Below are 23,006 nucleotides of genomic sequence, written 5' to 3'. Positions count from 1 at the left end.
TACGTGAACTCTGAACAGTCCGAGGAGGGCCGGCCAATCGGCCGCCGGGTGTTCCTCGGCACCATCGGCCTGGGTGCCCTCGGTGTCGTGACCGCGCCGGTGCTGCAACGCGCCACCGAGACGGTCCTGCGCACCTTCTCCGGCAAGGACCCCACGGGCCTGACCGGCCTGCTCCCGAACGGTGGCGGCTTCCGCTACTACTCGGTGACCGGTTCGGTGCCGGACAAGACCGCCGCGGACTACCAGCTGAAGATCGACGGCCTGGTCGACGAACCGCGCACCTACAGCCTGGCCGACCTGCGCGCCCTGCCGCAGACCCGGCTGGTCAAGGACGTCCAGTGCGTGACCGGCTGGCGGGTTCCGGACACTCCGTTCGAGGGGGTCCGCCTCTCCCATCTCCTGGACCTGGCGGGAGTGCGCAGCACCGCGAAGGCGATCCGCTTCACCTGCTTCGACGGCGCGTACACCGAGAGCCTCACCCTCGACCAGGCGCGGCGGCCGGACATCCTGGTCGCGCTGCGCATGCAGGACAAGGCCATCGGCCACGACCACGGCGGCCCGGTCCGCCTCTACGTCGCCCCCATGTACTTCTACAAATCGGCCAAGTGGCTCTCCGGCATCACGGTGACCGACAAGGTGCAGCCCGGATACTGGGAGAACCTCGGCTACGACGTCGACGCCTGGGTCGGCCGCTCGAACGGACGCGACGATGAGCCTACGAACTGAGGCACCGGCCGCCACGGACCGGCTGCACCGCTTCACCCCCGCCGAGCGCTGGATCCACCGCACGACGGCCGCACTGATGGGCATCTGCGTGCTGACCGCCGCCTGCCTCTACATCCCGCAGCTGGCGGTCCTGGTGGGCCGCCGCGAACTGGTCGTCCGCATCCACGAGTGCGCGGGTCTGGCCCTCCCCGTCCCGGTCGTCCTCGGGCTCGCCTCCCGCGCCTTCCGCAGGGACCTCGGCTTCCTGAACCGCTTCGGCCCCCACGACAGGCTCTGGCTGCGTGCCGCCCTGAGCCGCGACAAACGTCCGTCCTCACGCCCGGCGGGCAAGTTCAACGCCGGCCAGAAGATCTACGCGAACTGGATCGCCGGCGCGACCCTGGTCATGCTCGCCACCGGCCTGCTGATGTGGTTCACCCACCTCACCCCGCTGATGTGGCGCACCTCGGCCACCTTCGTCCACGACTGGCTGGCCCTGACGATCGGCGTCGTCCTGGCGGGCCACATCGGGATGGCCATGGCCGACCCGGAGGCCAGACGGGGCCTGCGGACGGGCTCGGTGAGCAGGGAGTGGGCGAAGCGCGAGCACCGGCTGTGGCGGCCCTGACCCGTCCTTAACCCTGACCCTCGAAGTCCAGCAGCACCTTGCACGACCGGTCCCGGTCGGCCGCCAGCTCGAACGCGCCTTCGGCCTCCCGCGCCGGCACCACCGCGCTGATCAGCCCGTCGAACACCGGCTCCCGCGCCAGCAGCTCCAGCGCCTCGTCGAACTCCCCGTCGAAGCGGAACGCCCCGCGCAGCTCGACCTCCCGCGTCACCACCAGGTTCCCGGCGAAGGGTGAAGGCCCCGGCGGCAGCATGCCCAGCTGGACGACGACACCACCGCGCCGCACCAGCCGCAGGCAGGCGTCCAGACCCGCCGCCACCCCCGACGCCTCGACGGCCGCGTCCACCTCGGCGGGCCACCTCGCGTCGGCGGGATCGTCGGCCCGTACGACCGTGTCCGCGCCCGCGACCGTCGCGTAGCGCAACGCCTCCGGGAGCAGGTCGGTCACCGTGATCCGGGCCGCCCCAGCCGCCCGCAGCGCGGCCACCACCAGACAGCCGATCGGCCCGGCGCCGGTCACCAGCACGTGTCTCCCGGCGACCGTCCCGGCCCGCCGCACCGCGTGCAGCGCGACCGAGAGCGGCTCGGCCAGCGCCGCCCGCCGAAGGGGGAGGCCCTCCGGCAGCGGCCGCAACTGCTCCGCCGGTACGGCAAGGCGCGCGGCGAACCCGCCCTGGACATGTGGGAAACGTGCCGCGCTGCCCAGGTAGCGGGTGTCCCTGCAGACGTTGCGGCGGCCGTCCGCGCACTCCGGGCAGATCCCGCACGGAGTCGCCGGATGCACCGCGACGGGCAGACCGGTGAGCGGTCCGGTGAGGGCCGTACCCACCACCTCGTGGCCCAGCACCATCGGCTCCCGCAGCCGGAAGTCGCCGACCCCGCCGTGCCGCCAGTAGTGCAGGTCGGAGCCGCAGACACCGCCGTAGCGGACGGCGACCTGGGCCTCGCTGGGGCCGGGGTCAGGGACCGGCAGCTCCGTCACCCGCAGGTCACCCCGGCCGTGGATCACACAAGCCAGCATCCGAACAGCCCCCTTCAGAGCACGCTCGTCATCCCGCCGTCGACGTACAGCACCTGTCCGCTCACGAAGTCGGCGGCGGGGGAGGCCAGGAACAGCACCCCGCCCACCAGGTCCTCCGTACGGCCCCAGCGGCCGGCCGGGGTGCGGCGGCGCACCCAGGCGCTGAACTCCTCGTCGTCGACGAGGGGCCGGGTCAGCTCGGTCTCGATATAGCCCGGGCCGAGGCCGTTGACCTGGACGCCGTCCGGGCCCCAGTCGGCGCACATGCCCTTGGTGAGCATCTTCAGCGCGCCCTTGGTGGCCGCGTACGGCGCGATACCGGGGCGCACCACCTCGCTCTGCAGCGAGCAGATGTTGACGATCTTGCCGTGGCCGCGGGCCGTCATGTACCGGGCGGCCTCCCGGCCCACCAGGAACGCGCTGGTCAGGTTGGTGTTCAGGATCCGGTGCCAGTCCGTGTCCGTGAAATCCAGGAGTGGGGCGCGCAGTTGCATGCCCGCGTTGTTGACCAGGATGTCGAGCGGGCCCACCCGCTCCTCGACGTCCGCGATGCCGGCGGCCACGGCCGGGCCGTCGGTCACGTCGAACACGGCCGTACGGGCGCCAGGGATCCCGGCCGCCGCCTCGGCCAGCCGGTCCGGGTCCCGGCCGTTGAGGACCACCCTGCAGCCGGCCTCCGCCAGCCCCCGGGCCAGCGCGAGGCCGATGCCCCGGCTGGACCCGGTGACCAGGGCGGTCCGGCCGCCGATGTCGAAGAGGGGATGAGCCGTCACCGTCGTAGCCCGCCTAGATGATGAGGGAGAGGAGGAGGACCAGGCCGCCCGCGACCACCGAGATGATCGTCTCCATGATCGACCAGGTCTTGACGGTCTGCCCGACGCTCAGCCCGAAGTACTCCTTGACCAGCCAGAACCCGGCGTCGTTGACATGGCTGAAGAAGAGCGAACCGGCGCCGATGGCCAGGACCAGCAGGGCCGTGTGGGCCGTCGACATGTCCGCCGCCAGCGGAGCCACCAGGCCCGCAGCCGAGACGGTCGCCACCGTCGCCGAGCCCGTCGCCAGCCGGATCGCCACCGCGATCAGCCAGGCCAGCAGCAGCGCAGGGATCGACCAGTCCTTGGAGATCTCCAGGATCATCTGGCCGACACCGCAGTCGATCAGCGTCTGCTTGAAGCCACCACCCGCGCCGACGATGAGCAGGATGCCCGCGATGGGCATCAGGCCCTTCTCGACCGTCTGCTGGAGCCGCCCCTTGGAGAACCCGGCCGGTCGGCCCAGCGTGAAGAAGCCGACGATCACGGCCGCGAGCAGGGCGATCAGCGGGGAGCCGATGACGTCGAAGACACGCTGGACGGTGTGGGCGGGGTTGTCGACGACGATGTCCACCAGCGCCTTGGCCAGCATCAGGACCACGGGGAGCAGGATGGTGGCGAGGGTGGCGCCGAAGCCGGGGCGCCGCTCCAGCTCCTCCGAGGGGCGCTGGGGGAGCATCCGGTCGGGGGCCGGGACGTCCACCCAGCGGGCGGCGACCTTGGAGAACAGCGGACCGGCGATGATCACGGTCGGTATGGCGACCAGGACGCCGAGGGCCAGGGTCACGCCCAGGTTGGCGCCGACCGCGTCGATCGCGACCAGCGGGCCGGGGTGCGGCGGCACCAGACCGTGCATCACGGAGAGCCCGGCCAGCGCCGGGATGCCGATGCGCATCAGGGAGTAGTTGCCGCGTTTGGCGACCATCAGCACCACGGGGATCAGCAGCACGATGCCGACCTCGAAGAACAGCGGCAGTCCGATCACGGAGGCGATCAGGACCATCGCCCACGGCATGGCCCGGCCGCCGGCCTTGGCGAGGATGGTGTCGACGATCTGGTCGGCGCCGCCGGAGTCGGCGAGCAGCTTGCCGAGGATCGCGCCGAGGGCGATCAGCACACCGACGCCGGCGACCGTGGAGCCGAGGCCGGTGGTGAAGCTGGTGATGACCTTGTCCAGCGGCGCCCCGGCGAACGCGCCGAGCGCGAGCGAGCCGATGGTCAGCGCCAGGAAGGCGTGAAGCTTGAACTTGGTGATGAGCAGGACGATGACGGCGATGCCCGCAAGGACGGCGATGCCGAGCTGGGCATGTCCGGCCGAGGTGATGGGCGCGACGGTGTCCGCTGCCAGCATCTCGACGCTGAGTCTGGTCACGGGGGTTCCTTGCAGCTACGGGGACAAAGAGGGGAGTGTTACTGCGGGGTGAGGTCGGGCAGCGCGGCCAGCGCCCGCACGGCCCGTGCGGTGATCTCCTCGGGGCCGCCGGTGACGTCCACGGCGACGCCCGGCTCGTCCGCGTCCAGCGGCTGGAGCGTGGCGAACTGGGAGTCCAGCAGCGCGGTCGGCATGAAGTGACCTTGCCGGTGCGACATCCGGTCCTCGATGAGCTTCCGGTCACCGGTGAGGTGCACGAAGACGATGCCCGGGGCGGCGGCGCGGAGCCGGTCCCGGTACGCCCGCTTCAGCGCGGAGCTGCTGACCACCCCGCCCAGCCCCTCCCGCCCGTGCGCCCAGGAGCCGATGGCGTCCAGCCACGGCCACCGGTCGGCGTCCTCGAGCGGGTGGCCGGCCGACATCTTGGCGATGTTGGCCGGCGGGTGGAAGTCGTCGCCCTCGGCGTACGGGACGCCGAGCCGGGCGGCGAGCAGGGGACCGATCGTGGTCTTGCCCGTGCCGGCGACGCCCATCACCACGACGACGTGGGGGGTCCGCATCACTGCCTCGCTGTCTTCCTCGGGATTCCTCAACGAGAGACACCGGTGTACGACATCCGGTGTCGGCCTCACTGAAACCCATTAGGTACGACGAATTCAAGAGTCTGTGACAAATAAGTCTGACTTTTTGGCTGCGTGATCCACTCGGTACGCTGAGTGCATGAGCACCATGGGCCGGGGGCTGCACGGCCGCGTACTGGACAGCCTCGGCCCCGCGATCACCGCCGGCGAGTACCCGCCGGGCAGCGTCCTGCGCACGGACGAACTCGCCCAGCACTTCGAGGTGTCACGCTCCGTGATGCGCGAGGCGGTCCGGGTCCTGGAGTCCATGCACCTGGTCGAGTCCCGCCGCCGGGTCGGCGTGACGGTCCGTCCGAAGGCCGAGTGGAACGTCTACGACCCGCAGGTCATCCGCTGGCGGCTGGCCGGCGCCGACCGCCCCCACCAGCTGCGCTCGCTGACCGTGCTGCGCTCGGCCATCGAGCCGGTGGCCGCGCACCTGGCGGCGAAGAGCGCCACGGCGGAGCAGTGCGCCGAGCTCACCGAGTGCGCGCTCGGCATGGTGGCCAACTCACGCGGCCACCGGCTGGAGCAGTACCTCGTCCACGACATGGCGTTCCACCGGGTGATCCTCAACGCGTCCGGCAACGAGATGTTCGCCCGGCTCGGCGATGTCGTCGCCGAGGTCCTCGCGGGCCGTACCCACCACGAGGTGATGTTCGCGGACCCCGACCCGGCCGCCGTCACCCTCCACATCCAGGTCGCCGAGGCGGTACGGGAGGGCGACGCGGCCCGCGCGGAGCAACTGACCCGCGAGATCACGGTGGGCGCCCTCCAGGAACTGGACATCCTGGCGCCCTAGGACAGGCCTAGGCCAGGAAGTCGCCGTCCAGATACACCCAGGCCCCGTCGACACGCTCGAACCGGCTGAGTTCGTGCAGGGACCCACCCCGGTACGACGCCCGGAACTCCACCGTCCCCGTGGAGTGGAACGCGGACCCGTCACCCGTGCCCAGGATCTCCAGGCCGGTCCAGCGCATCCCCGGGCCGAGGTCGAGCCGCGCGGGCCGCGTCCGTGGATGCCAGGTACGCAACAGGTACGCCGAGTCCTCCACCACGAACGCGCTGTACCGCGACCGCATCAGCGCCTCGGCGGTCGGCGCGGCGGCCCCGGAGTGGTACCGGCCACAGCACTCGTCGTACGACTGCGGCAGACCGCAGGGGCAGGAGGGGTGGTGATCCGGGGCGGAGCCGTGCTGCCGCCGGGACTGCGAGGTACGTCGGGACATGGGATCCAATCCTGAGCGCTCAGAGCCCGCTCCCCTGCACGAGCCGAGGAGGGCGGGACTTCGACCGGGACGCGGCCGCCCCCCTACGCCGACTCGGCGTTGGTGGGCGGCTGCGCCGGACGTGCCGGTACGGCCGGGGTCGGCAGCGCGGGCAGCGCCGCGCCGTGCACCCAGGCGTCGAAGAGGCCGTCCAGCGGCTCGTCCGCGAACCGGTTGACATGCGCCGTGAACATGGCGGTTGTCACGGTGCCGCCCCGGTGCAGCCCCGCCCACGCCCGCAGCATGTGGAAGAACCGCTCGTCGCCGAGTGCGCAGCGGACCGCGTGGATCGTGACCCCGCCGCGCTCGTAGAGCCGGTCGTCGAACATCGCCTTGCGGCCCGGGTCGGCGATCCGGATGTCCTGCGGCAGCCCGGACAGCAACCGGTGTGCCACAGCCGCCAGTTGCTGGGCGCTGCGCCCGCCGGACCGCTCGGACCACAGCCACTCCGCGTATTTGGCGAGCCCCTCGTTCAGCCAGATGTGCCGCCAGTCCGCGATGGACACGCTGTTGCCGAACCACTGGTGCGCCAGCTCGTGCGCCACCAGCCGCTCCGACCCCCGCCCCCCGTCCACGTGGTTGACGCCGAACAGCGACAACCCCTGTGCCTCGACGGGGACATCGAACTCCTCGTCGGTGACGACGACGGCGTACTCCTCGAACGGGTAGGGCCCGAACAGCCGTTGGAACAGATCCATCATGGCGGGCTGCCGTGCGAAGTCCCGTGAGAACTCGGGCAGCAGATGCGCGGGTATGTGCCCGTGCATCGGAATCCCGCCGAAGCCCGGGTCGCCAAGGAGCACCGTCTGGAACTTGCCGATCGCGAGGCCCACCAGATAGCTCGACGTCGGAGCCGCCTGCTCGTACACCCAGGTCGTCGTGGACGCCTTGGTGGTACGGGTGAGCAGCTTGCCGCCGGACACCACCGAGTAGGCCGACGGGCAGGTGAGCGAGATCAGGTAGGACGCCTTGTCGGCCGGCCGGTCGTTGCACGGGAACCAGGAGGGCGCGCCGATCGGCTGGCTCGCCACCAGTGCGCCGTCCGTCAGCTCCTCCCAGCCGATCCCGCCCCAGGGGCTGTTCACCGGCCTGGGGTTGCCCGACCAGTGGATCTCCACGGTGAACGCGGCCCCGGCCCGCAGCGGCTTGGCGGGCTTCACCCGCAGCCTGCCGCCCCGGTGCGTCCAGTGCGGCTGGCGGCCGTCCACCCGGATCCGGCCGATCTTGAAGTCGGCCAGGTTCAGCTGGAACTCGGGCAGCCCCGCCCGGCCCGCTATGGCGTTGATCCGGACCGAGCCGGCCAGTCGGTTGGGGTCGGGCCGGTAGTCCAGCGTGAGCTCATAGCGATGCACCCGGTACCGGGGATCGCCGTTGTCCGGGAAGTACGGGTCCGGACCCACTGACTGCTGCACTGCCACTTCCGTGTTCGCTCCCTGCGCCTTGCTCGAACCGTCCCTCGGTGCACCGATGCCGCCCGCGGCCACCGAACGGCCCGCGCTCAGGGACGCCATGCCTCGATCGGGTTGCCGAGCCAGCGGGTGTCGTCGGGGACCGACTCCGCCGCCATGACGAGCGACGCGGGACCCAGGGTGGTACGGGCCCCGATCGTGCTGCCGGGCAGCACGATCCCGCCAGGACCCAGCGTGGCGCCCTCACGGAGAACCACAGTATCCGTCCGCAAGATCCGGTCGTGGAAGAGGTGAGTCTGCAGGACACAGCCGCGGTTCACGGTGGCCGCGTCCTCCAGGGTCACCAGATCGGTCTCCGGAAGCCAGTAGCTCTCCACCCAGACGCCCTTGCCGATCCGCGCGCCGAGGCCGCGCAACCAGGCCGTCAGCACCGGAGTACCCGGAACCGAGCCGGCCAGCCACGGCACCGCCAGCACCTCGACGAAGGTGTCCGCCAGTTCGTTGCGCCACACGAACGAGCTCCACAGCGGGTGCTCCCCACTGCGGTGCCGCCCGACCAGCAGCCACTTGGCCAGCACCGACACCAGGCCCGCGACCGCACCGGCGGCGAGCAGCACCAGCCCGGACAGCACCGGCGCCCAGGCCCCCAGCGCGCACAGCGCGGCGACCGTGAGCCCGGCCAGCGCCACCGAGCACAGCACCGGCACGATCCTGCACAGCTCCACCAGACCGCGCGCCCACAGCAGCCGCGCGGGGGGCTCGTAGGTGCGGCTCTGGTCGCCGTCCGACGCACTGCGCGGCAGTTTCACCGGCGGCAACCCCAGGTACGACGTGCCCTTCTTGGCCTTCTTCGGCGTCGCCGACAGCACCCCCACCAGACCGCCGTCCGGCACGCTGCGGCCCGGCGCGGTCATCCCGGAGTTCCCGAGGAACGCCCGCCGCCCGATCTCCGCACGCCCGATCCGCATCCAGCCGCCACCGAGCTCGTACGGCGCGGTCAGCGTGTCGTCGGCCAGGAACGCGCCCTCGCCGACCGTCGTCAGGCTCGGCAGCGCGAGCACGGTCGACACCTCGGCTCCCTTGCCGATCCGCATCCCGAGCAGCCGCAGCCACACGGGCGTGACCAGACCGGCGTACAGCGGGAACAGGGTGTCGCGGGAGCGGTCCATCAGCTGGGAGACCGTCCAGGCCTGCCAGCCGATCCGGCTGTGCGTCGGATGCGTGCCGACCCTGAGGCCCAGGCTGAGCAGGCGTACCGCGACCAGGATCAGCAGCGCGTACACGAGCCCGAAGGCCAGCGTGGCCGGGACCAGGGCGCCCGCCGCGCCCCGCAGGGCCTCGGCCAGACCGTCCCCGGGGGCGACGAAACGCCCGGCGACCAGCAGTGCGGCGGCACCCGCCAGCACCGGCAGCGCGCTGAGCGCGAAGCCCGTCAGGCCGTACATCACCCGCCAGTAGGTGCCGCGCTGCGGCCGCTGCTTGGGCCAGTTCCGCTTGGCCTTGCCCAGCTTGACGGCCGGGGCGCCGGCCCAGCGCTGGCCGGTGGGGATCTGCCCGGTGACCGCCGAGCCGGGGGCCACCTCGGCGCGCTTGCCGACGCGGGCGCCCGGGAAGAGGATGCCGCGCGTCCCGACGACCGCGTGGGCGCCGATCCGGACCGGGCCGATCACCAGCCGGTCACCGTCCAGCCAGTGACCGGAAAGGTCCACCTCGGACTCCACGGCCGCGCCGCGCCCCACCCTGAGCAGGCCGGTGACCGGCGGCAGCGAGTGCAGGTCCACCTCGGGACCGATCTTGGCGCCGAGCGCCCGCGCGTACCGCTCCAGCCAGGACCCGGTCAGCGTGGTCGCACCGGTGAACTCGGCCAGCCGCTCCGCCGTCCACAGCCGCAGATGGACCGAGCCACCGCGCGGGTACCGGCCGGGCTTCACGCCCCGCAGCAGCAGCCGCGCGCCACCTGCGGCGATCGCGATCCGGCCGGGCGGGGTGTACAGGACCAGGGCCCCGACGGCGACCAGCCACCAGGGCGCGGTGGGCAGCCAGCCGTAGCCGCCCAGCACATTGCCGAGCGCGGCCAGGGCGACCGTCCAGCGCAGGCCGAGGAGGGTGAAGAGCGGAAGCAGCACCATCAGCTGCACCAGCCGGGCGGCGCGCGGCACGGGCGCGATCGTCCGCTGCGCGCTGTCGTCCTGCGCGGACTCCTCCAGATGGCGGGCCAGCTTGCGCAGCACGGGCTGCTGGTAGATGTCGAGGACGGCCGCGCTCGGGTAGCGGGTGCGCAGCCGGGTGGTGAGCTGGGCGGCGGACAGGCTGCCGCCGCCGATCGCGAAGAAGTCGTCGCAGGCGCCGGTCACCGGGATGCCGAGGACCTCGGTCCACTGCTCGGCGAGCCAGGCCTCGGTGCCGTACAGCTGCTCGGCCTTACCGGCCGTCTCCAGGCCCTCCAGGGGCCAGGGCAGGGCGTTGCGGTCGACCTTGCCCGAGGTACGGGTGGGCAGCTCCTCGACGGGCGCGAGCAGCGGGACGAGGGCTGCGGGCAGCTCAGCGCGCAGCTTCTCGACGGCGGCCGCGTGGTCCCAGCCGTCCTGGGTGACCACATAGCCGACGAGCAGCTGGTTGCCGCCGCGCGCGGTCCGTACGGCCGCCGCGGCGCCGGCGACGCCGGGGAGCGCCTGGAGGGCCGTGTCGACCTCGCCGAGCTCGATACGGCGGCCGCCGAGCTTGATCTGCTCGTCGGCGCGCCCGAGGAACACCAGCCCCTCGCGGTCGGCGCGCACCAGGTCACCGCTGCGGTACGCCCGCTCCCAGCCCAGAGACCGAAGCGGCGCGTACTTCTCCGCGTCCTTCTCGGCGTCGAGGTACCGGGCCAGGCCGACCCCGCCGATCACCAACTGGCCGCTCTCGCCCAGGGAGACGGGCACGCCCGCGTCGTCCACGACGGCGAGCTCCCAGCCGTTCAGGGGCAGCCCGATGCGGATCGGCTCCTCGCCGGTCATCAGTTCGGCACAGGCCACGACGGTGGCCTCGGTCGGCCCGTAGGTGTTCCAGACCTCGCGGCCCTCGGTCACCAGCCGCTGCGCCAGCTCGGGCGGGCAGGCCTCACCGCCGAAGATCAGCAGGCGGACGTCATTGAGTGTCTCGGGCTCCCAGAGCGCGGCCAGGGTCGGCACGGTCGAGACGACGGTGATCTCCTGCTCGACCAGCCAGGGGCCGAGATCGGCGCCGCTGCGGACCTGGGAGCGGGGCACCGGCACCAGGCAGGCGCCGTAGCGCCAGGCCAGCCACATCTCCTCGCAGGAGGCGTCGAAGGCCACCGAGAGACCCGCCATGACCCGGTCGCCCGGGCCGATCGGCTCCTCGGTCAGGAACAGCGCGGCCTCGGCGTCCACGAAGGCCGCGGCGCTGCGGTGGGTGACGGCGACGCCCTTGGGCTTGCCGGTGGAGCCGGAGGTGAAGATGATCCAGGCGTCGTGCTCGGTGCCGGGGCGTCCTGCGGTACGGGCCTCCGCGCGGCGGACATCGATGTGCAGGCCCTCGCCGAGGACGGCCGCGACCTCCGCCTCCCCGAACACCAGCGTGGCCCGCTCGTCCGGGTCCTCGGCGTCCACGGGGACATAGGCGGCACCGGCCGCGAGCACGCCGAGCACGGCGATGTACAGATCGTTGGTCCCGGACGGCACCCGGACGCCCACGCGGTCGCCGAGCCCGATCCCGGCCTCGGCGAGCCGCCGCCGCAGCCGCTCCACCTCGACCGCGAGCGCGCGGTAGGTGAGCTGGGTGCTGCCGTCGTCCAGTGCGAGCTCGTCCGGGTGGGCCCGCACCGTTGCTTCGAATACGTCCACGAGCGTGCGCGGCGACGCTGCCGCTCCCGCCGAGAATCGTGCCGTGTCCCCGAACTCCTCGCGGATCTCTTCGTCGAGCAGGCCGAGAGCACTGCTCTCGTCAATGGCTGCCATCCGGTCCTCGCGTCTCGTTCCCGGAACCTCCGGGGTGCCGGCGGGCCCTCAGGTCTGCCTGGGGTTATCCGGCTCCGGCTAGGTAACAAGCCGGAAATATTAGTACGACGCTAGGTTCCCGTTCATCTTGTGGCCACTTGAAGGCAGCCGTTCGGAGCAGTCGGTTGAATCTTAAGCCATCTCTGACCAGGCCTTCTCCGAGCCTGACGAGAGATGGGACACACAGCGTGAGACGGGCCAACACAGCGTAAGAAACGCCAACACTGCGTGAGGCGGGCCGACTCCACGGGCCCGTCGCCGTGGCGCAGTACGGTCAGGCGGCACTGACCTCGGCCCAGATGGACTTGCCCCAGGGCAGATTGCCCACGCCCCAGCGGCCCGAGCACAGCGCGTCCAGGATCAGCAGACCGCGCCCGCGGTCGCGTTCGACGGAGATGGGCCGCAGCCGGGGATGGTGGTTCAGCGGATCGTGCACCTCGACCCGGGTCCGGGACCCGTCGGTGTCGATGAGGAGACGGACCGGGTCGTCCGGGTCGGTCTCGTAACGCAGGGAGTTGGTGACCAGCTCGCAGGTGACCAGGGCGACGGCGTCGATATGGTCACGGGAGGCGTCCGGGGTGTGATGGGTGATGAAGTCGCTCACGAACATCCGTGCCGCCCTGGCCGACTGGGGCTCGCTCGCCAGTAACAGGACGGGCGACGGGGCGACTTGCAGTGCACGGGTTTCGGTCGTGGTGCTCCGCTGGCGTTCGATCATGTAGATCCCCTCACGGGCATGTCCCAACGCAGGCACGGTAGTTCGCCATGCGAGTGCGGTCACTTTCGTATTTCCCGGATTCATGGTGCCTTCACGGCACAGTCGATAGCAATACGTCCCGCAGGATGTGAAAAATTGCGCACCTCTGCGAGAGACTTGCGGCACAAGCCGGCAGCCGGTGGCGAGGGTTGGGGCGGCACGGCAGACTGTCGGGCAGTTCAGACAGAAGGGGGAAGCCGTGAGCACGCCCACGGTGCGCCGGCGACGGCTCGGTGCGAAGTTGCGCGAGCTGCGCGGCGAACTCACCCTCGACGAGGTGGCGGAGCACTCCGAAGGCGCCTTCGTCTCCTCGAAGCTGTCGCGGATGGAGACCGGCAAGACCGCCCCCAAGGCAGCGGACATCCAGGCGCTGCTCGACCTGTACACCGCACTCGGCCGCGACGTGAGCGACGAACTGCGCGCGGCCCTGATCACACTCACCAAGGAGGGTGGCCGCCGTGACTGGTGGCACTCGTACCGGGGTGTCCTCACACCGGTGTACGAGGACCTGATCAGTCTGGAGGCCGAGGCGGAGACGGTCTCCACCTGGCAGTTGGGAATGATCCCCGGCCTGCTCCAGACCGCCGAGTACGCCCGCGAGATCATCCGGGCGACCGCCATGTCCGAGGCGGTCGAGGCACGGGTCGACGCGCTGGTCGAGGTACGGCTGGCACGCCAGGCCGTCCTCACCCGCGACAGCGATCCGCTGGCGCTCTGGGCGATCATCTCCGAACAGGCCCTGCGCTGCACGACCGAAGATCCCGCCCTGATGTACGAGCAGTTGGGGCGCCTGCTTACGATGGGGCGGCGCCCGAACATCAACATCCAGGTGTTGCGCTCGGACGCCCCCCTGCACGCCGGGCTGACCGGCACCTTCAGCATCCTGGGCTTCGGTCCGCACACGGACCTGGACGTCGTCCACCAGGAAGGGCTGACCTCCGCCCTGTACATCGAGGAACGTGATCGGGTCTCCACGCACCGGGCCGCGTGGCAACGCCTCACGTCTGCCGCCGAGTCCGTCGAGGCGTCGGTGGAACTGATCACCCAGATAAGGAAGAACGAATAGCGAATGAAGCACGTTGACGACGCGTCGACTCTGCCGGTGACCTGGTGGAAGTCCTCGGCGTCCGCATCACAGTCCGACTGCGTGGAATGCGGGATCGTCGACGGGGCGACGGTCGCCGTCCGCGACAGCAAGCGGCCCTGCGGGCCCGCGCTGCTGCTGGGCCGGGCGGCACTCTCCGCGTTCACCTCGGCAGTGACCCCCGGGAACGGCCGAATAGGCCGCCTCGGCTGACCGAACGCCTCCCCGAAAACCAAGAAACCCCTGCTCGGCAGGGGTTTCTTCGTGGTGTCCGAGGGGGGACTTGAACCCCCACGCCCGATAAAGGGCACTAGCACCTCAAGCTAGCGCGTCTGCCATTCCGCCACCCGGACAAGGTGTCTGTCGCGCGGGGTTTCCCTCGCGGCGACGAAGGAAACATTACCAGGCTTTCGGAGGTGGCCGATCACACCCCGTTCCGGCGACGGACGGGCGTGAACGGCGTGTGACGGACCGGGACCGGTCTTGGGCTCGGAGCGGGAAGGGAGAGAGGATGACAGACGAGGACAGGGACCGGCCGGCAGTGACAGCGGAGGGAAGCAGCGTGAGCGAGACGGACACGGCCAGGAGCGTCACCGGCGAGGACGAGGTCGTGGACCTCTGCCGCGAGCTGATCCGCTTCGACACCAGCAACTACGGCGACCACTCCGGGCCGGGCGAGCGCAAGGCCGCCGAGTGGGTGGCCGAGAAGCTCGCCGAGGTCGGGCTGGAACCGGAGATCTTCGAGTCGCATCCGGGCCGCGCCTCGACGGTGGCCCGCATCGAGGGCGCGGACCCGACCCGGCCCGCCCTTCTGATCCACGGCCACCTCGACGTCGTACCGGCAAACGCCGACGACTGGACCCATCACCCGTTCTCCGGCGAGATCGCGGACGGGTGCGTGTGGGGCCGGGGCGCGGTCGACATGAAGGACATGGACGCGATGACCCTGGCGGTCGTACGGGACCGGCTGCGCAGCGGCCGGAAGCCGCCCCGGGACATCGTGCTCGCGTTCCTCGCCGACGAGGAGGCCGGCGGCACCTGGGGAGCCCGGCACCTGGTCGACCACCACCCCGACCTCTTCGAGGGCGTCACCGAGGCGATCAGCGAGGTGGGCGGCTTCTCCTTCACGGTGAACGAGCAGCGGCGGCTCTATCTGATCCAGACGGCCGAGAAGGGCATGCACTGGATGAAGCTGAAGGTGGCCGGCACCGCCGGGCACGGCTCGATGATCCACCGTGACAACGCGATCACCGAGTTGTCGGAGGCCGTGGCCCGGCTCGGCCGGCACCGGTTCCCGGTGCGGGTCACCAAGACCACCCGGGCCTTCCTCGACGAACTGGGCGACGCGCTCGGCACCGAACTGGACCCGGAGGACATGGAGTCGACGCTGGCCCGGCTCGGCGGCATCGCCAAGCTCATCGGCGCGACCCTGAGCAACACCGCCAACCCCACCCAGCTGAACGCCGGTTACAAGGTCAACGTCATCCCCGGCGAGGCCACCGCGCACGTGGACGGCCGCTTCCTGCCCGGCCACGAGGAGGAGTTCCTCGCCGACCTCGACCGGATCCTCGGCCCGAACGTGGTCCGCGAGGACGTGCACTCCGACAAGGCGCTGGAGACGTCCTTCGACGGGGCGCTGGTGGAGGCCATGCAGTCCTCGCTGCTCGCCGAGGACCCCACCGCCAAGGCGATCCCCTACATGCTCTCCGGCGGCACCGACGCCAAGTCCTTCGACGACCTCGGCATCCGCGGCTTCGGCTTCGCACCGCTCAAGCTGCCGCCGGAGCTGGACTTCGCGGGCATGTTCCACGGGGTGGACGAGCGCGTGCCGGTGGACGGTCTGCAGTTCGGTGTGCGGGTGCTTGACCGATTCATCGACGCGTCGTGAAGCCGTGGCTTCAGCTAACCCCGGCTATTCAGTGGAATTGGGCAAGCTGACACCCTGACAGCAGAAAGGTGCCGCTGACCTGCGAGGATGCGAGTGTCTAGGTCGTATCCGGTGCAGGAGTCAGGACACCTTTCTGGTGAGCGAGCGTACAGGGTGGGACCGAGGGCTGTCCGTGGCAGCCGACGGGAAGGGACTGGTCGGGCATGCGGGGGCGGTGCTGCTGCGCAAGCTCGCCGACCGCGTCGGGCTGACGGGCGGGCTGGCACGGGTGCTGCCCTCAAGTACGGCCGCCGGCTGGCGGGAGAGGGCTGGGGTGCTGATCCAACTGGCGGTCGCGATCGTGCTCGGCGCGCGAAGCCTGCTGGAGGCCGAGCATCTCCAGGTCCACCACCGGGGGCTGTTCGGACCTGCGGCCTCGGACTCGACGATGCGCCGGGTGCTGGCCGGACTCGACGAGGACACGCTGCAAAAGATCGCGAAGGTGCGGCGGCGGGTGCGTCGCCATGTGTGGTGCCTGCTTCACCTGCGGCCGGGCGGCTTCCCTTATCTCACCGTCGCCGGACGGCACTTGAAGGGGTGGATCGTCGTGGATCTGGACGCCACGGTCATCACGAGTGCGTCCAAGAAAGTCGGGGCGGCGGCCACGTTCAAGGGCACTTTCGGCTTCCACCCGCTGGCCGGATGGTGCGCGAACACCGGCGAGAGCCTGGCGATGGAGCTGCGCCCCGGCAACGCGGGAGCCAACACCGTGGAGGACCATCTGCGCGTCCTGGCCGCCAGCCTCGGCCAGATCCCGCACTCCTCGCAGGCCAAGCTGCTCATCCGGGTGGACGGGGCGGGCGCCACCCACGGCCTGCTGGAACACCTGGAAGCCCTGAACACCACGCGGCGGACCGTCCGCTACACGGTCGGCTGGAAGATCACGCCCGAGGACGAGGCCGCGATCGCGAAGCTCCCCGAAAGCGTGTGGGAGACCTCGCTCAGGCAGGACGGCTCCCTGCAAGCCGGCTACCACGTCGCCGAGTTGACCGGCGTGAACACCCGGGAGGGCTGGCCGGAGGGCATGCGGCTGATCGTCCGCCGGGTCCGCCCGTCCAGGCGGCAGCTGAAGAAGCTGACCGCCTTCGAGAAGGAGACCGGCTGGCGGTACTCGATCACCGCGACGAACATCCGGCACCTGTGGGGCATCACCGGCTCCCACCAGGTCCAGTTCCTCGACGCCCTGCACCGCGACCACGCCGAGGTCGAAGACCGCGTGCGCACCAACAAGGCGATGGGCCTGCACAACCTCCCGTCCGCGTCGTGGCAGGTCAACACCGGATGGATGCTCGCGGCCAATCTCGCCTGCGACCTGGACGCCTGGCTGAGACTGCTCACCCTGCACGACCAGCACGACCTCGCCGACGCCGAGCCGGACACCATGCGCTTTCGCCTCTACCACCTGCCCGCCCGCCTCGCCCACCACGCCCGGCGCCGCTTCCTGCGCATCGAGCGGACCTGGCCCTGGGCCAAAGCGTTCACCACCAGCTGGGCCAGGCTCACCGAATTCCCGGCCGCCGCCTGACGGCCGGCCCCCCCGACCAGGATCAGGAAGGAGGAGAACCCGCAGCCCCCGGGCCCGTGGAACCCGGCGCACCCCGCGGCGTCACGCGACGGCCCGTCCCCAAACGGCAGAGGACATTACGGGCGAACCGCCGGACCGCTCACCAACCGAACCCCTCTGACGAATCGAGGCTAATCGGGCGGCTGTACGAGATGAACTGAAAAGAGTGAATGCGACGATAAGCTCGTAGCTCCATTACTCCCTCCTCGTTACAGGTAATGCGATCCGCTACTTGGGATCGCATTGCCAACAAGGAGGAATAATGCTCAAGAAGGTCGTCGCTGCTGTGGCTGCCACTGGTGGTCTGGTTCTCGCGGGTGCGGGCCTGGCCGTCGCCGACTCGGGTGCCCAGGGCGCTGCCGTGGGTTCCCCGGGTGTCGTCTCCGGCAACGTGATCCAGGTTCCCGTGCACGTCCCGGTGAACGTCTGCGGCAACACGATCTCGGTGATCGGGCTGCTGAACCCCGCCTTCGGCAACACCTGCATCAACAAGTGACGCCGACTCCCTGAGGGGCGTCTTTCCGTCGGCCCCGGAGCGCGCGCCATGCGCTCCGGGGCCGACCGGTTTTCGCGGGCTCTTTCCGCGAGGAATGCAATGGTCAGGATCCAAGGCAGGGGGGAATTCGGAAATGCGACAGGGCGCCCGCAAGGGCCTCATGACAGTGGCCGCGGCGACCGGTGTGATCGCCGCGGCGGGCGGCTACGCCCACGCCGACTCGGGAGCCATCGGCTCCGCCGCCGACTCACCCGGTGTGCTCTCCGGCAACACCGTGCAGGCGCCGGTGCACGTGCCGGTGAACGTCTGCGGCAACACCGTGAACGTCGTCGGCCTCCTCAACCCGGCGATGGGCAACAAGTGCGCCAACCACGGCGGCGGGGGCAGTGCTTCCGCGGGCCACGGCCACACCGGAGGGCACGGCGGTTCGCACGCCGGGGGCCACACCGCCGGCTCGCCCGGTGTCGGTTCGGGCAACACCGTGCAGGTGCCGATCGACGTTCCGGTCAACGTGTGCGGCAACAGCGTCGACGTCATCGGGATCGGCAACGCCGCCGTGGGCGACGAGTGCGCGAACGAGGGGAGTTCCGGACATTCCGGTGGCTCCGGTGACTGTCACCCCACGCAGCCGCCCGGACACGGGACGCCTCCCGGGCACGGAGGGCACGGCAACCCGCCCGGGAAGCCGGGGCACCCCGGGACTCCGGGCCGGCCGGGCACCCCGGGGCAGCCTGGTCACCCCGGCAATCCCGGCCAGCACCCGGGTATGCCGGGGACGCCGTCCGGTCACTCCGGGGGCCGGACCGTCACGACCGGCACCCACGGCTCCACCCACGTCGCCCCGCTGGGCAGCCCCTCGGTGACCCAGCCCGTCGCGGCCGCGCAGCTCGCGCACACCGGCAGTGACCTGCCGCTGGGTCTCGCGCTCCCGGCGGGCGCCGGCGCGCTGCTCGCGGGCGCGGTGCTCTACCGCAAGGCGCGCGCCTCGGCGTAGCCCACGGATGGTGACGTACCGGCGACGGTGCGTGGAACGGAGCGGGCCCCGTCGATGCGGGGCCCCTTCCGTCATGCGGCCAGTCTCACCATGTGGCACGCACCTGGCGGATGATCCGCCGGCGCAACCGCACCCTGCGGCTGCCGTCACGCATGAGGCTCAGTCGGTCCAACTCCCAGTGTCCGTACTCGGCATGGTCCGTCAGCAGACGCGTCGCCTCCTTGCGGGACACCCCGCGAGGCACGTACACGTCGACAAATTCGTATTCCGGCATCGCATCTATTGTGCGGGCTGGTGCCCGGTACGGATAGCGTCTGCACTATGTCTGATGCTGCGCAGCCCACCGCTGCCGAGGTACGCGCCGCCGCCGAGGCGGTCAAGACCGCGCTCGACCGCCATCTGGCCGCGGTCGAACGCAGGTCGGGGGAGGACGACCCGGCTGTCTACGAGGCGTTCAACCAGCTGGCCGCGGCCGCCGAGGTCTACGACGAGCTGCTCTACGACCGCTACGACGAGGTCACGCCCTTCGAGATCCCCGGTACCGAGGACTCGCTGCCACCGTACGCGGGGCCTGAGGAACCGAACGCGATCAGCGTGCTGATCCGCCGGGACTACGCCGTGGCGGAACCACAGCGGCTGCTGGCGCAGGCCCAGCGGGTCGAGGCCGCGGAGTACGACGACGGCCCCGGCGCGGACCAGGACGCCGCCGGCACGATCCACGGGGCGCTGGGGATCCTGTTCGGCGAGTTCGAACCGGACGAGATCGCCTCCCGGCACAAGGAGTTCGGCCTGGAGGAGGGCGACTCCACGCTGTGGGTGACCGCGGCGGACGAGCAGACCGAGCCCGGCGAGTGGCTGGAGACCCCGTTCGAGGGTGTCGATCCGGAGCGGGTCGTGTGCCGGTTCGACGTCAGCGCGGTGTTCGACGACGAGGACAGCGAGGACACGGAGGACACCGTGGACACGGACGAGGCGGACGACGACCTCGACCTGGATGAGGACGAGGACCTGGAGCCGTTGGACGCCGAGCGCTGACCTTCCGGTCGACCGGCGGTGCCTTGCGGGCGTTGGGCCCGGTAAGGCACCGCCGGTCTGCGGAAGCAGCGGAGAAGAGGGGATGGGTCACGCTTCGGTCGGCGCCGGAACCTGTGTCTTGAGCAGCAGCGGCAGGCGGGTCGTCCGGGGCTTCGGCAGGGCCTCGGCCACCGCCTTCGGCAGGGCCTGTGCCACGCCGTGGACCACCGAAAGATGCCGCTCCGCCCGGCTGAACGCCGTGTACACCCAGGGGCGGCTGAGGGACGGGGCCGCGTCTCCGGGGAGCACCACGACCGCCGCCGGCCAGCGACCGCCCACCGCCTGGTGGGCGGTCAGCGCCCAGCCGTGCCGCACGGCCTGCTCCACCCGCTCCTCCGGTACGACGACGGGCGCGCCCGCGCACGACAGGTGCAGTCCGTCGGCGTCGGCGTTCACCACCTGTCCCGGGACCGTACGGCCCGGCGCGGGGGAGTAGGCGATCCGGTCGCCCGGATCGAAGCCGCCGAAGCGGCCGGGGCCCGGATTGAGCCGTTCCTTGAGGGCGGTGTTGAGGGCGCGGGTGCCGACCGCGCCGCCATGGCCCGGCGTGATCACCACGGTCTCTTCCGCGGGGACGCCGATGGCACGCGGGACCGAGTCGGCGACCAGCTGCACCGTCCGGTGCACCGCCTCGCCCGCGTCCCGCACCGGCACGATCACGATCTCCTTGCCGGGCGCCTCGACCTGGTGGAGCTCACCGGCACCGATCCCCGAGACCAGCTCGCCGAGCGGGCCGGGGTCGGGCGTGCGCGAGGCGATCTGCGGGCACACACGGGCCGCCAGCAGGTCGGCGAAGACCCGCCCGGGGCCCACCGACCACAGCACCGCCGGATCCCCGCTCAGCACCAGCCGGGCCCCGTCGGGCAGCGCCTCCACGAGCATCGCCGCGCCCTCCACGTCCAGCTGGGGCGCGTCCAGCACGATCAGCAGGTCGAGGTCCAGGGCACCCTCCGCGTCCCGGCCCGGTCCCTCGGCGCCGGAGAGCAGACCGGCGACCGTGCCGACGGCTGCCTCGCCGTCCTCCAGCAGGGCCGTCAGACGGCGGTGTCCCTCCGGGGTGTGGGTGGCGGCGAAGGCACGCAGCCCGGCGCTTCGGGCGGTGGTCAGCAGGGCCGCCGGTTCGGTGCGGGCCGCCTCGCCGCCGGTGTGCAGCACCAGGCCGTGTCCGGCGACCGCCGCCGCCAGCTCGGCCGCGCCGCGGGAGGCCGCCGCGGCGGCCTCCTCCCAGGGCGCCGAGGCGTCCTTGGACTGCGAGTTGACCAGCCGGGCCAGTCCGTCGGCGAGGCTCTCCTCGGCCAGCGCGTACCGCTCCAGACCGACCAGGACCCGGACCGGCCGCTCCTCCTCGTCGTCCTCGGGCTCGGGGGCGCCCGGATCCAGGGCGTCCTGGAAGACCAGCGCGTCCCCCTCGGCGACCGCGCTCTGCACGGCCGCCTCCGGGTCGGGCACCGACCGCTGGGCCAGCGCGGCGAGGAGCGCCGGCATCTCCAGCGCGGTGTGCCCGGCCAGGGCGGCCTGCTCCAGGAGCCAGCCGGTCATCGCCCGGCCGCGCCGCTCGTCGTCCGGACCGCACTCCGCGCCGAGCAGCGCCCGCGCGAACCCGTCCGCCTGGTCCGGCCGCACGCCGGTGATCCGGAGCAGCTGCCAGGGGTCATCCCGCAGCAGTATGTCCGCTCCCTCACCGAGCGCGGCGGCGACCTGGGGGGCGAGCGACTCGGGCGCACCGCCTTCGGTCAGCGCCCCTCGTACCGCCGCGACCGTCTCCGCGGCGGGCGCGGCGGCAGGCGCCGGCTGGGGGGCGCGGACGGGCTCCGCGGCGGGTGCCCGGCGCGGGGCGGGCTCCGGGTCGGCGAACACGGTGGCCGTCGGCTTCTCTCCGCTCTCCACCGCCCGGATCGCCGCGAGCAGGTCGGCCGCCTTGCCGCTGAGCTTGGCCCCGGCCTCGACCGGCCCCGCCTTCTCGGCCTTCCGACGCTCGATCCGCTCCCGCTCTACTCGCTGGGCGGCCAACTCGGCCTCGGCCTCGGACAGCTGGGCGGCGCCCGCCGAGTCACCGTCGCCCGAGCCGGACCCACCGGCCTCCGCGTCACCGGCCGCGACGGCGGTGGCGGACTCGCCGCCCTCGACCCTGCCGCTGTCCTCCTCGGCCCCCGTCGTCCCCCCGGCCGTCGCGCCCTCTTCGGCGTCGGCTTCGGCGCCCGGCCCCGTGGTCTCCGGCTCCGTGCTCACAGCGTGCTCCAGTCGTGATCGGGATAGCGGTGCACGGGCGCCGACACGTCGTCGAGCGCCCGGCAGATCTCGTCAGGAAGACTAAGCGCCTCCACTGACAACGCCCCCGTGAGCTGCTGCGCGTTGCGCGCGCCGACGATCGGCGCGGCCACGCCCGGCCGGTCCCGCACCCAGGCGAGCGCCACCTGGAGCGGTGTCACCGCGAGCCCGTCCGCCGCGGTCTGCACCGCGTCCACGATCCGGGTCGCGGTGTCGTCGAGATACGGCGCGACGAACGGCGCCAGATGCTCGGAGGCGCCTCTGGAGTCCGGGGGAGTGGAGTGGCGGTACTTCGCGGTCAGCACGCCCCGGCCCAGCGGCGAGGACGGCAGCAGGCCGATGCCCAGGTCCAGCGCGGCCGGCAGCACCTCGCGCTCCACGCCCCGCTGGAGCAGCGAGTACTCCAGCTGTGTGCTGGCCAGCCGGGTGCGGGTGCCCGGCGCCGCGAGCTGCCAGGTCGCCGCCTTCGCGAGCTGCCAGCCGCAGAAGTTGGAGATCCCGGCGTACCGGGCGCGGCCACTGCTGACGGCCAGGTCGAGGGCCTGGAGGGTCTCCTCCAACGGGGTGTCCGGGTCGTAGGCGTGCACGTGCCAGACGTCGACGTAGTCGGTGCCGAGGCGGGCGAGGGAGGCGTCGAGCGCGGCGAGCAGATGGCCGCGCGAGCCGTCGAAACGGCGGTCGGGGTCGGGAACGCTGCCGGCCTTCGTCGAGATGACCAGGTCCCGGCGTGGCACCAGCCCTTCTATGAGCTGTCCGAGCAGGTACTCGGCCTCTCCGTCGCCGTACACGTCCGCGGTGTCGACGAGGGTTCCGCCGGCCTCCCAGAACGCCTTCAGCATGTCCGCGGCGTCGTGCTCGTCGACGTCCCGGCCCCAGGTGAGGGTGCCTAGCCCGATCCGGGACACGCGCAGGCCGGTACGGCCGAGATGCCTCTGCTCCATGTCCGCGAGATTACTGGCCACAGTTGGTGCGTTGGGTTGCCTGTGGATAACCATCGGCACGTGCCCGCGCC

At 71.6% G+C, this 23,006-nt stretch carries 21 protein-coding genes and 1 tRNA gene; 10 read left to right on the top strand and 12 right to left on the bottom strand.

All coding sequences use genetic code 11. The features are described 5' to 3' along the window. The first annotated feature begins 3 nt into the window (after positions 1-3). Both ABTY98_RS08305 and ABTY98_RS08300 read left to right on the top strand, forming a co-directional pair. Positions 4-726, top strand: coding sequence for a molybdopterin-dependent oxidoreductase (locus ABTY98_RS08305; RefSeq protein WP_352220068.1), 723 nt, complete (start codon positions 4-6; stop codon positions 724-726). Further along, a complete protein-coding gene (locus ABTY98_RS08300; protein WP_352220067.1) occupies positions 710-1,333 on the top strand; it encodes a cytochrome b/b6 domain-containing protein in 624 nt (207 codons plus the stop codon). Before ABTY98_RS08305 ends, ABTY98_RS08300 begins: the two co-directional genes overlap by 17 nt. A gap of 7 nt (positions 1,334-1,340) precedes the next feature. Here the strand turns inward: ABTY98_RS08300 and ABTY98_RS08295 are convergent, their stop codons facing one another. The 4 genes from ABTY98_RS08295 to ABTY98_RS08280 are packed head-to-tail and all read right to left on the bottom strand — an operon-like array spanning position 1,341 to position 5,098. After that, a complete protein-coding gene (locus ABTY98_RS08295) occupies positions 1,341-2,354 on the bottom strand; it encodes an L-idonate 5-dehydrogenase (RefSeq protein WP_352220066.1) in 1,014 nt (337 codons plus the stop codon). Positions 2,355-2,368: 14 nt separating this feature from the next. Next, positions 2,369-3,127 (bottom strand): SDR family oxidoreductase, encoded by a 759-nt coding sequence (locus ABTY98_RS08290; RefSeq protein ID WP_352220065.1) that lies wholly within the window; start codon positions 3,125-3,127, stop codon positions 2,369-2,371. A gap of 13 nt (positions 3,128-3,140) precedes the next feature. Next, the gene (locus tag ABTY98_RS08285) at positions 3,141-4,538 is read right to left on the bottom strand and encodes a GntT/GntP/DsdX family permease (protein WP_352220064.1); all 1,398 of its coding nucleotides are present in this window, start codon (positions 4,536-4,538) and stop codon (positions 3,141-3,143) included. Positions 4,539-4,576: 38 nt separating this feature from the next. After that, complete coding sequence (locus ABTY98_RS08280) at positions 4,577-5,098, bottom strand: gluconokinase (RefSeq protein ID WP_352220063.1); 522 nt, start codon at positions 5,096-5,098, stop codon at positions 4,577-4,579. Between the two features lie 160 nt (positions 5,099-5,258). Here ABTY98_RS08280 and ABTY98_RS08275 point away from each other — a divergent pair, with 160 nt between their 5' ends. Then, complete coding sequence (locus ABTY98_RS08275; protein ID WP_352220062.1) at positions 5,259-5,960, top strand: FadR/GntR family transcriptional regulator; 702 nt, start codon at positions 5,259-5,261, stop codon at positions 5,958-5,960. A gap of 7 nt (positions 5,961-5,967) precedes the next feature. On the opposite strand, the gene ABTY98_RS08270 is transcribed toward ABTY98_RS08275, so the two are convergent. The 4 genes from ABTY98_RS08270 to ABTY98_RS08255 all read right to left on the bottom strand — a co-directional run bounded on the left by ABTY98_RS08270 (position 5,968) and on the right by ABTY98_RS08255 (position 12,575). Then, positions 5,968-6,387 carry a YchJ family protein gene (locus tag ABTY98_RS08270; protein ID WP_352220061.1) on the bottom strand — a complete coding sequence of 140 codons (420 nt, stop codon included), beginning with the start codon at positions 6,385-6,387 and terminating at the stop codon, positions 5,968-5,970. An 83-nt stretch (positions 6,388-6,470) separates the two neighbouring features. After that, the gene (locus ABTY98_RS08265; protein ID WP_352220199.1) at positions 6,471-7,844 is read right to left on the bottom strand and encodes a M1 family metallopeptidase; all 1,374 of its coding nucleotides are present in this window, start codon (positions 7,842-7,844) and stop codon (positions 6,471-6,473) included. A gap of 80 nt (positions 7,845-7,924) precedes the next feature. Then, entirely contained in the window at positions 7,925-11,791 is a 3,867-nt protein-coding gene (locus ABTY98_RS08260; protein WP_352220060.1) for a Pls/PosA family non-ribosomal peptide synthetase, read from the bottom strand. 313 nt (positions 11,792-12,104) lie between these two features. Then, positions 12,105-12,575 carry an ATP-binding protein gene (locus ABTY98_RS08255; RefSeq protein ID WP_352220059.1) on the bottom strand — a complete coding sequence of 157 codons (471 nt, stop codon included), beginning with the start codon at positions 12,573-12,575 and terminating at the stop codon, positions 12,105-12,107. 211 nt (positions 12,576-12,786) lie between these two features. Here ABTY98_RS08255 and ABTY98_RS08250 point away from each other — a divergent pair, with 211 nt between their 5' ends. Then, complete coding sequence (locus ABTY98_RS08250; protein WP_352220058.1) at positions 12,787-13,653, top strand: helix-turn-helix domain-containing protein; 867 nt, start codon at positions 12,787-12,789, stop codon at positions 13,651-13,653. A gap of 3 nt (positions 13,654-13,656) precedes the next feature. Further along, positions 13,657-13,884, top strand: coding sequence for a DUF397 domain-containing protein (locus tag ABTY98_RS08245; protein WP_352220057.1), 228 nt, complete (start codon positions 13,657-13,659; stop codon positions 13,882-13,884). 52 nt (positions 13,885-13,936) lie between these two features. On the opposite strand, the gene ABTY98_RS08240 is transcribed toward ABTY98_RS08245, so the two are convergent. Next, positions 13,937-14,024, bottom strand: a tRNA-Leu gene (locus tag ABTY98_RS08240). Between the two features lie 209 nt (positions 14,025-14,233). Between ABTY98_RS08240 and ABTY98_RS08235 the strand changes: the two genes are divergently transcribed. The 4 genes from ABTY98_RS08235 to ABTY98_RS08220 all read left to right on the top strand — a co-directional run bounded on the left by ABTY98_RS08235 (position 14,234) and on the right by ABTY98_RS08220 (position 18,652). Beyond that, on the top strand, positions 14,234-15,559 hold the full coding sequence (locus ABTY98_RS08235; protein ID WP_352220056.1) for a M20/M25/M40 family metallo-hydrolase: 1,326 nt from the start codon (positions 14,234-14,236) through the stop codon (positions 15,557-15,559). Positions 15,560-15,695: 136 nt separating this feature from the next. Then, a complete protein-coding gene (locus ABTY98_RS08230) occupies positions 15,696-17,123 on the top strand; it encodes an IS1380 family transposase (protein ID WP_352220055.1) in 1,428 nt (475 codons plus the stop codon). Between the two features lie 301 nt (positions 17,124-17,424). Beyond that, the gene (chpH, locus tag ABTY98_RS08225; RefSeq protein WP_352220054.1) at positions 17,425-17,658 is read left to right on the top strand and encodes a chaplin ChpH; all 234 of its coding nucleotides are present in this window, start codon (positions 17,425-17,427) and stop codon (positions 17,656-17,658) included. 133 nt (positions 17,659-17,791) lie between these two features. Continuing rightward, the gene (locus ABTY98_RS08220) at positions 17,792-18,652 is read left to right on the top strand and encodes a chaplin (protein WP_352220053.1); all 861 of its coding nucleotides are present in this window, start codon (positions 17,792-17,794) and stop codon (positions 18,650-18,652) included. Between the two features lie 85 nt (positions 18,653-18,737). Here ABTY98_RS08220 and ABTY98_RS08215 read toward each other — a convergent pair whose 3' ends face one another. Next, the gene (locus ABTY98_RS08215) at positions 18,738-18,926 is read right to left on the bottom strand and encodes a DUF5703 family protein (protein ID WP_046732800.1); all 189 of its coding nucleotides are present in this window, start codon (positions 18,924-18,926) and stop codon (positions 18,738-18,740) included. Positions 18,927-18,973: 47 nt separating this feature from the next. Between ABTY98_RS08215 and ABTY98_RS08210 the strand changes: the two genes are divergently transcribed. Continuing rightward, positions 18,974-19,687 carry a hypothetical protein gene (locus tag ABTY98_RS08210; protein ID WP_352220052.1) on the top strand — a complete coding sequence of 238 codons (714 nt, stop codon included), beginning with the start codon at positions 18,974-18,976 and terminating at the stop codon, positions 19,685-19,687. Between the two features lie 87 nt (positions 19,688-19,774). Here the strand turns inward: ABTY98_RS08210 and ABTY98_RS08205 are convergent, their stop codons facing one another. Continuing rightward, the gene (locus tag ABTY98_RS08205; RefSeq protein ID WP_352220051.1) at positions 19,775-21,955 is read right to left on the bottom strand and encodes a helix-hairpin-helix domain-containing protein; all 2,181 of its coding nucleotides are present in this window, start codon (positions 21,953-21,955) and stop codon (positions 19,775-19,777) included. After that, positions 21,952-22,935, bottom strand: coding sequence for an aldo/keto reductase (locus ABTY98_RS08200; RefSeq protein WP_352220050.1), 984 nt, complete (start codon positions 22,933-22,935; stop codon positions 21,952-21,954). Before ABTY98_RS08200 ends, ABTY98_RS08205 begins: the two co-directional genes overlap by 4 nt. Positions 22,936-23,006 lie beyond the last annotated feature (71 nt).

The organism is Streptomyces sp. NPDC096040, assembly GCF_040303265.1.
Lineage (GTDB): Bacteria > Actinomycetota > Actinomycetes > Streptomycetales > Streptomycetaceae > Streptomyces.
This window is presented reverse-complemented; position numbering and strand designations above follow the sequence as displayed.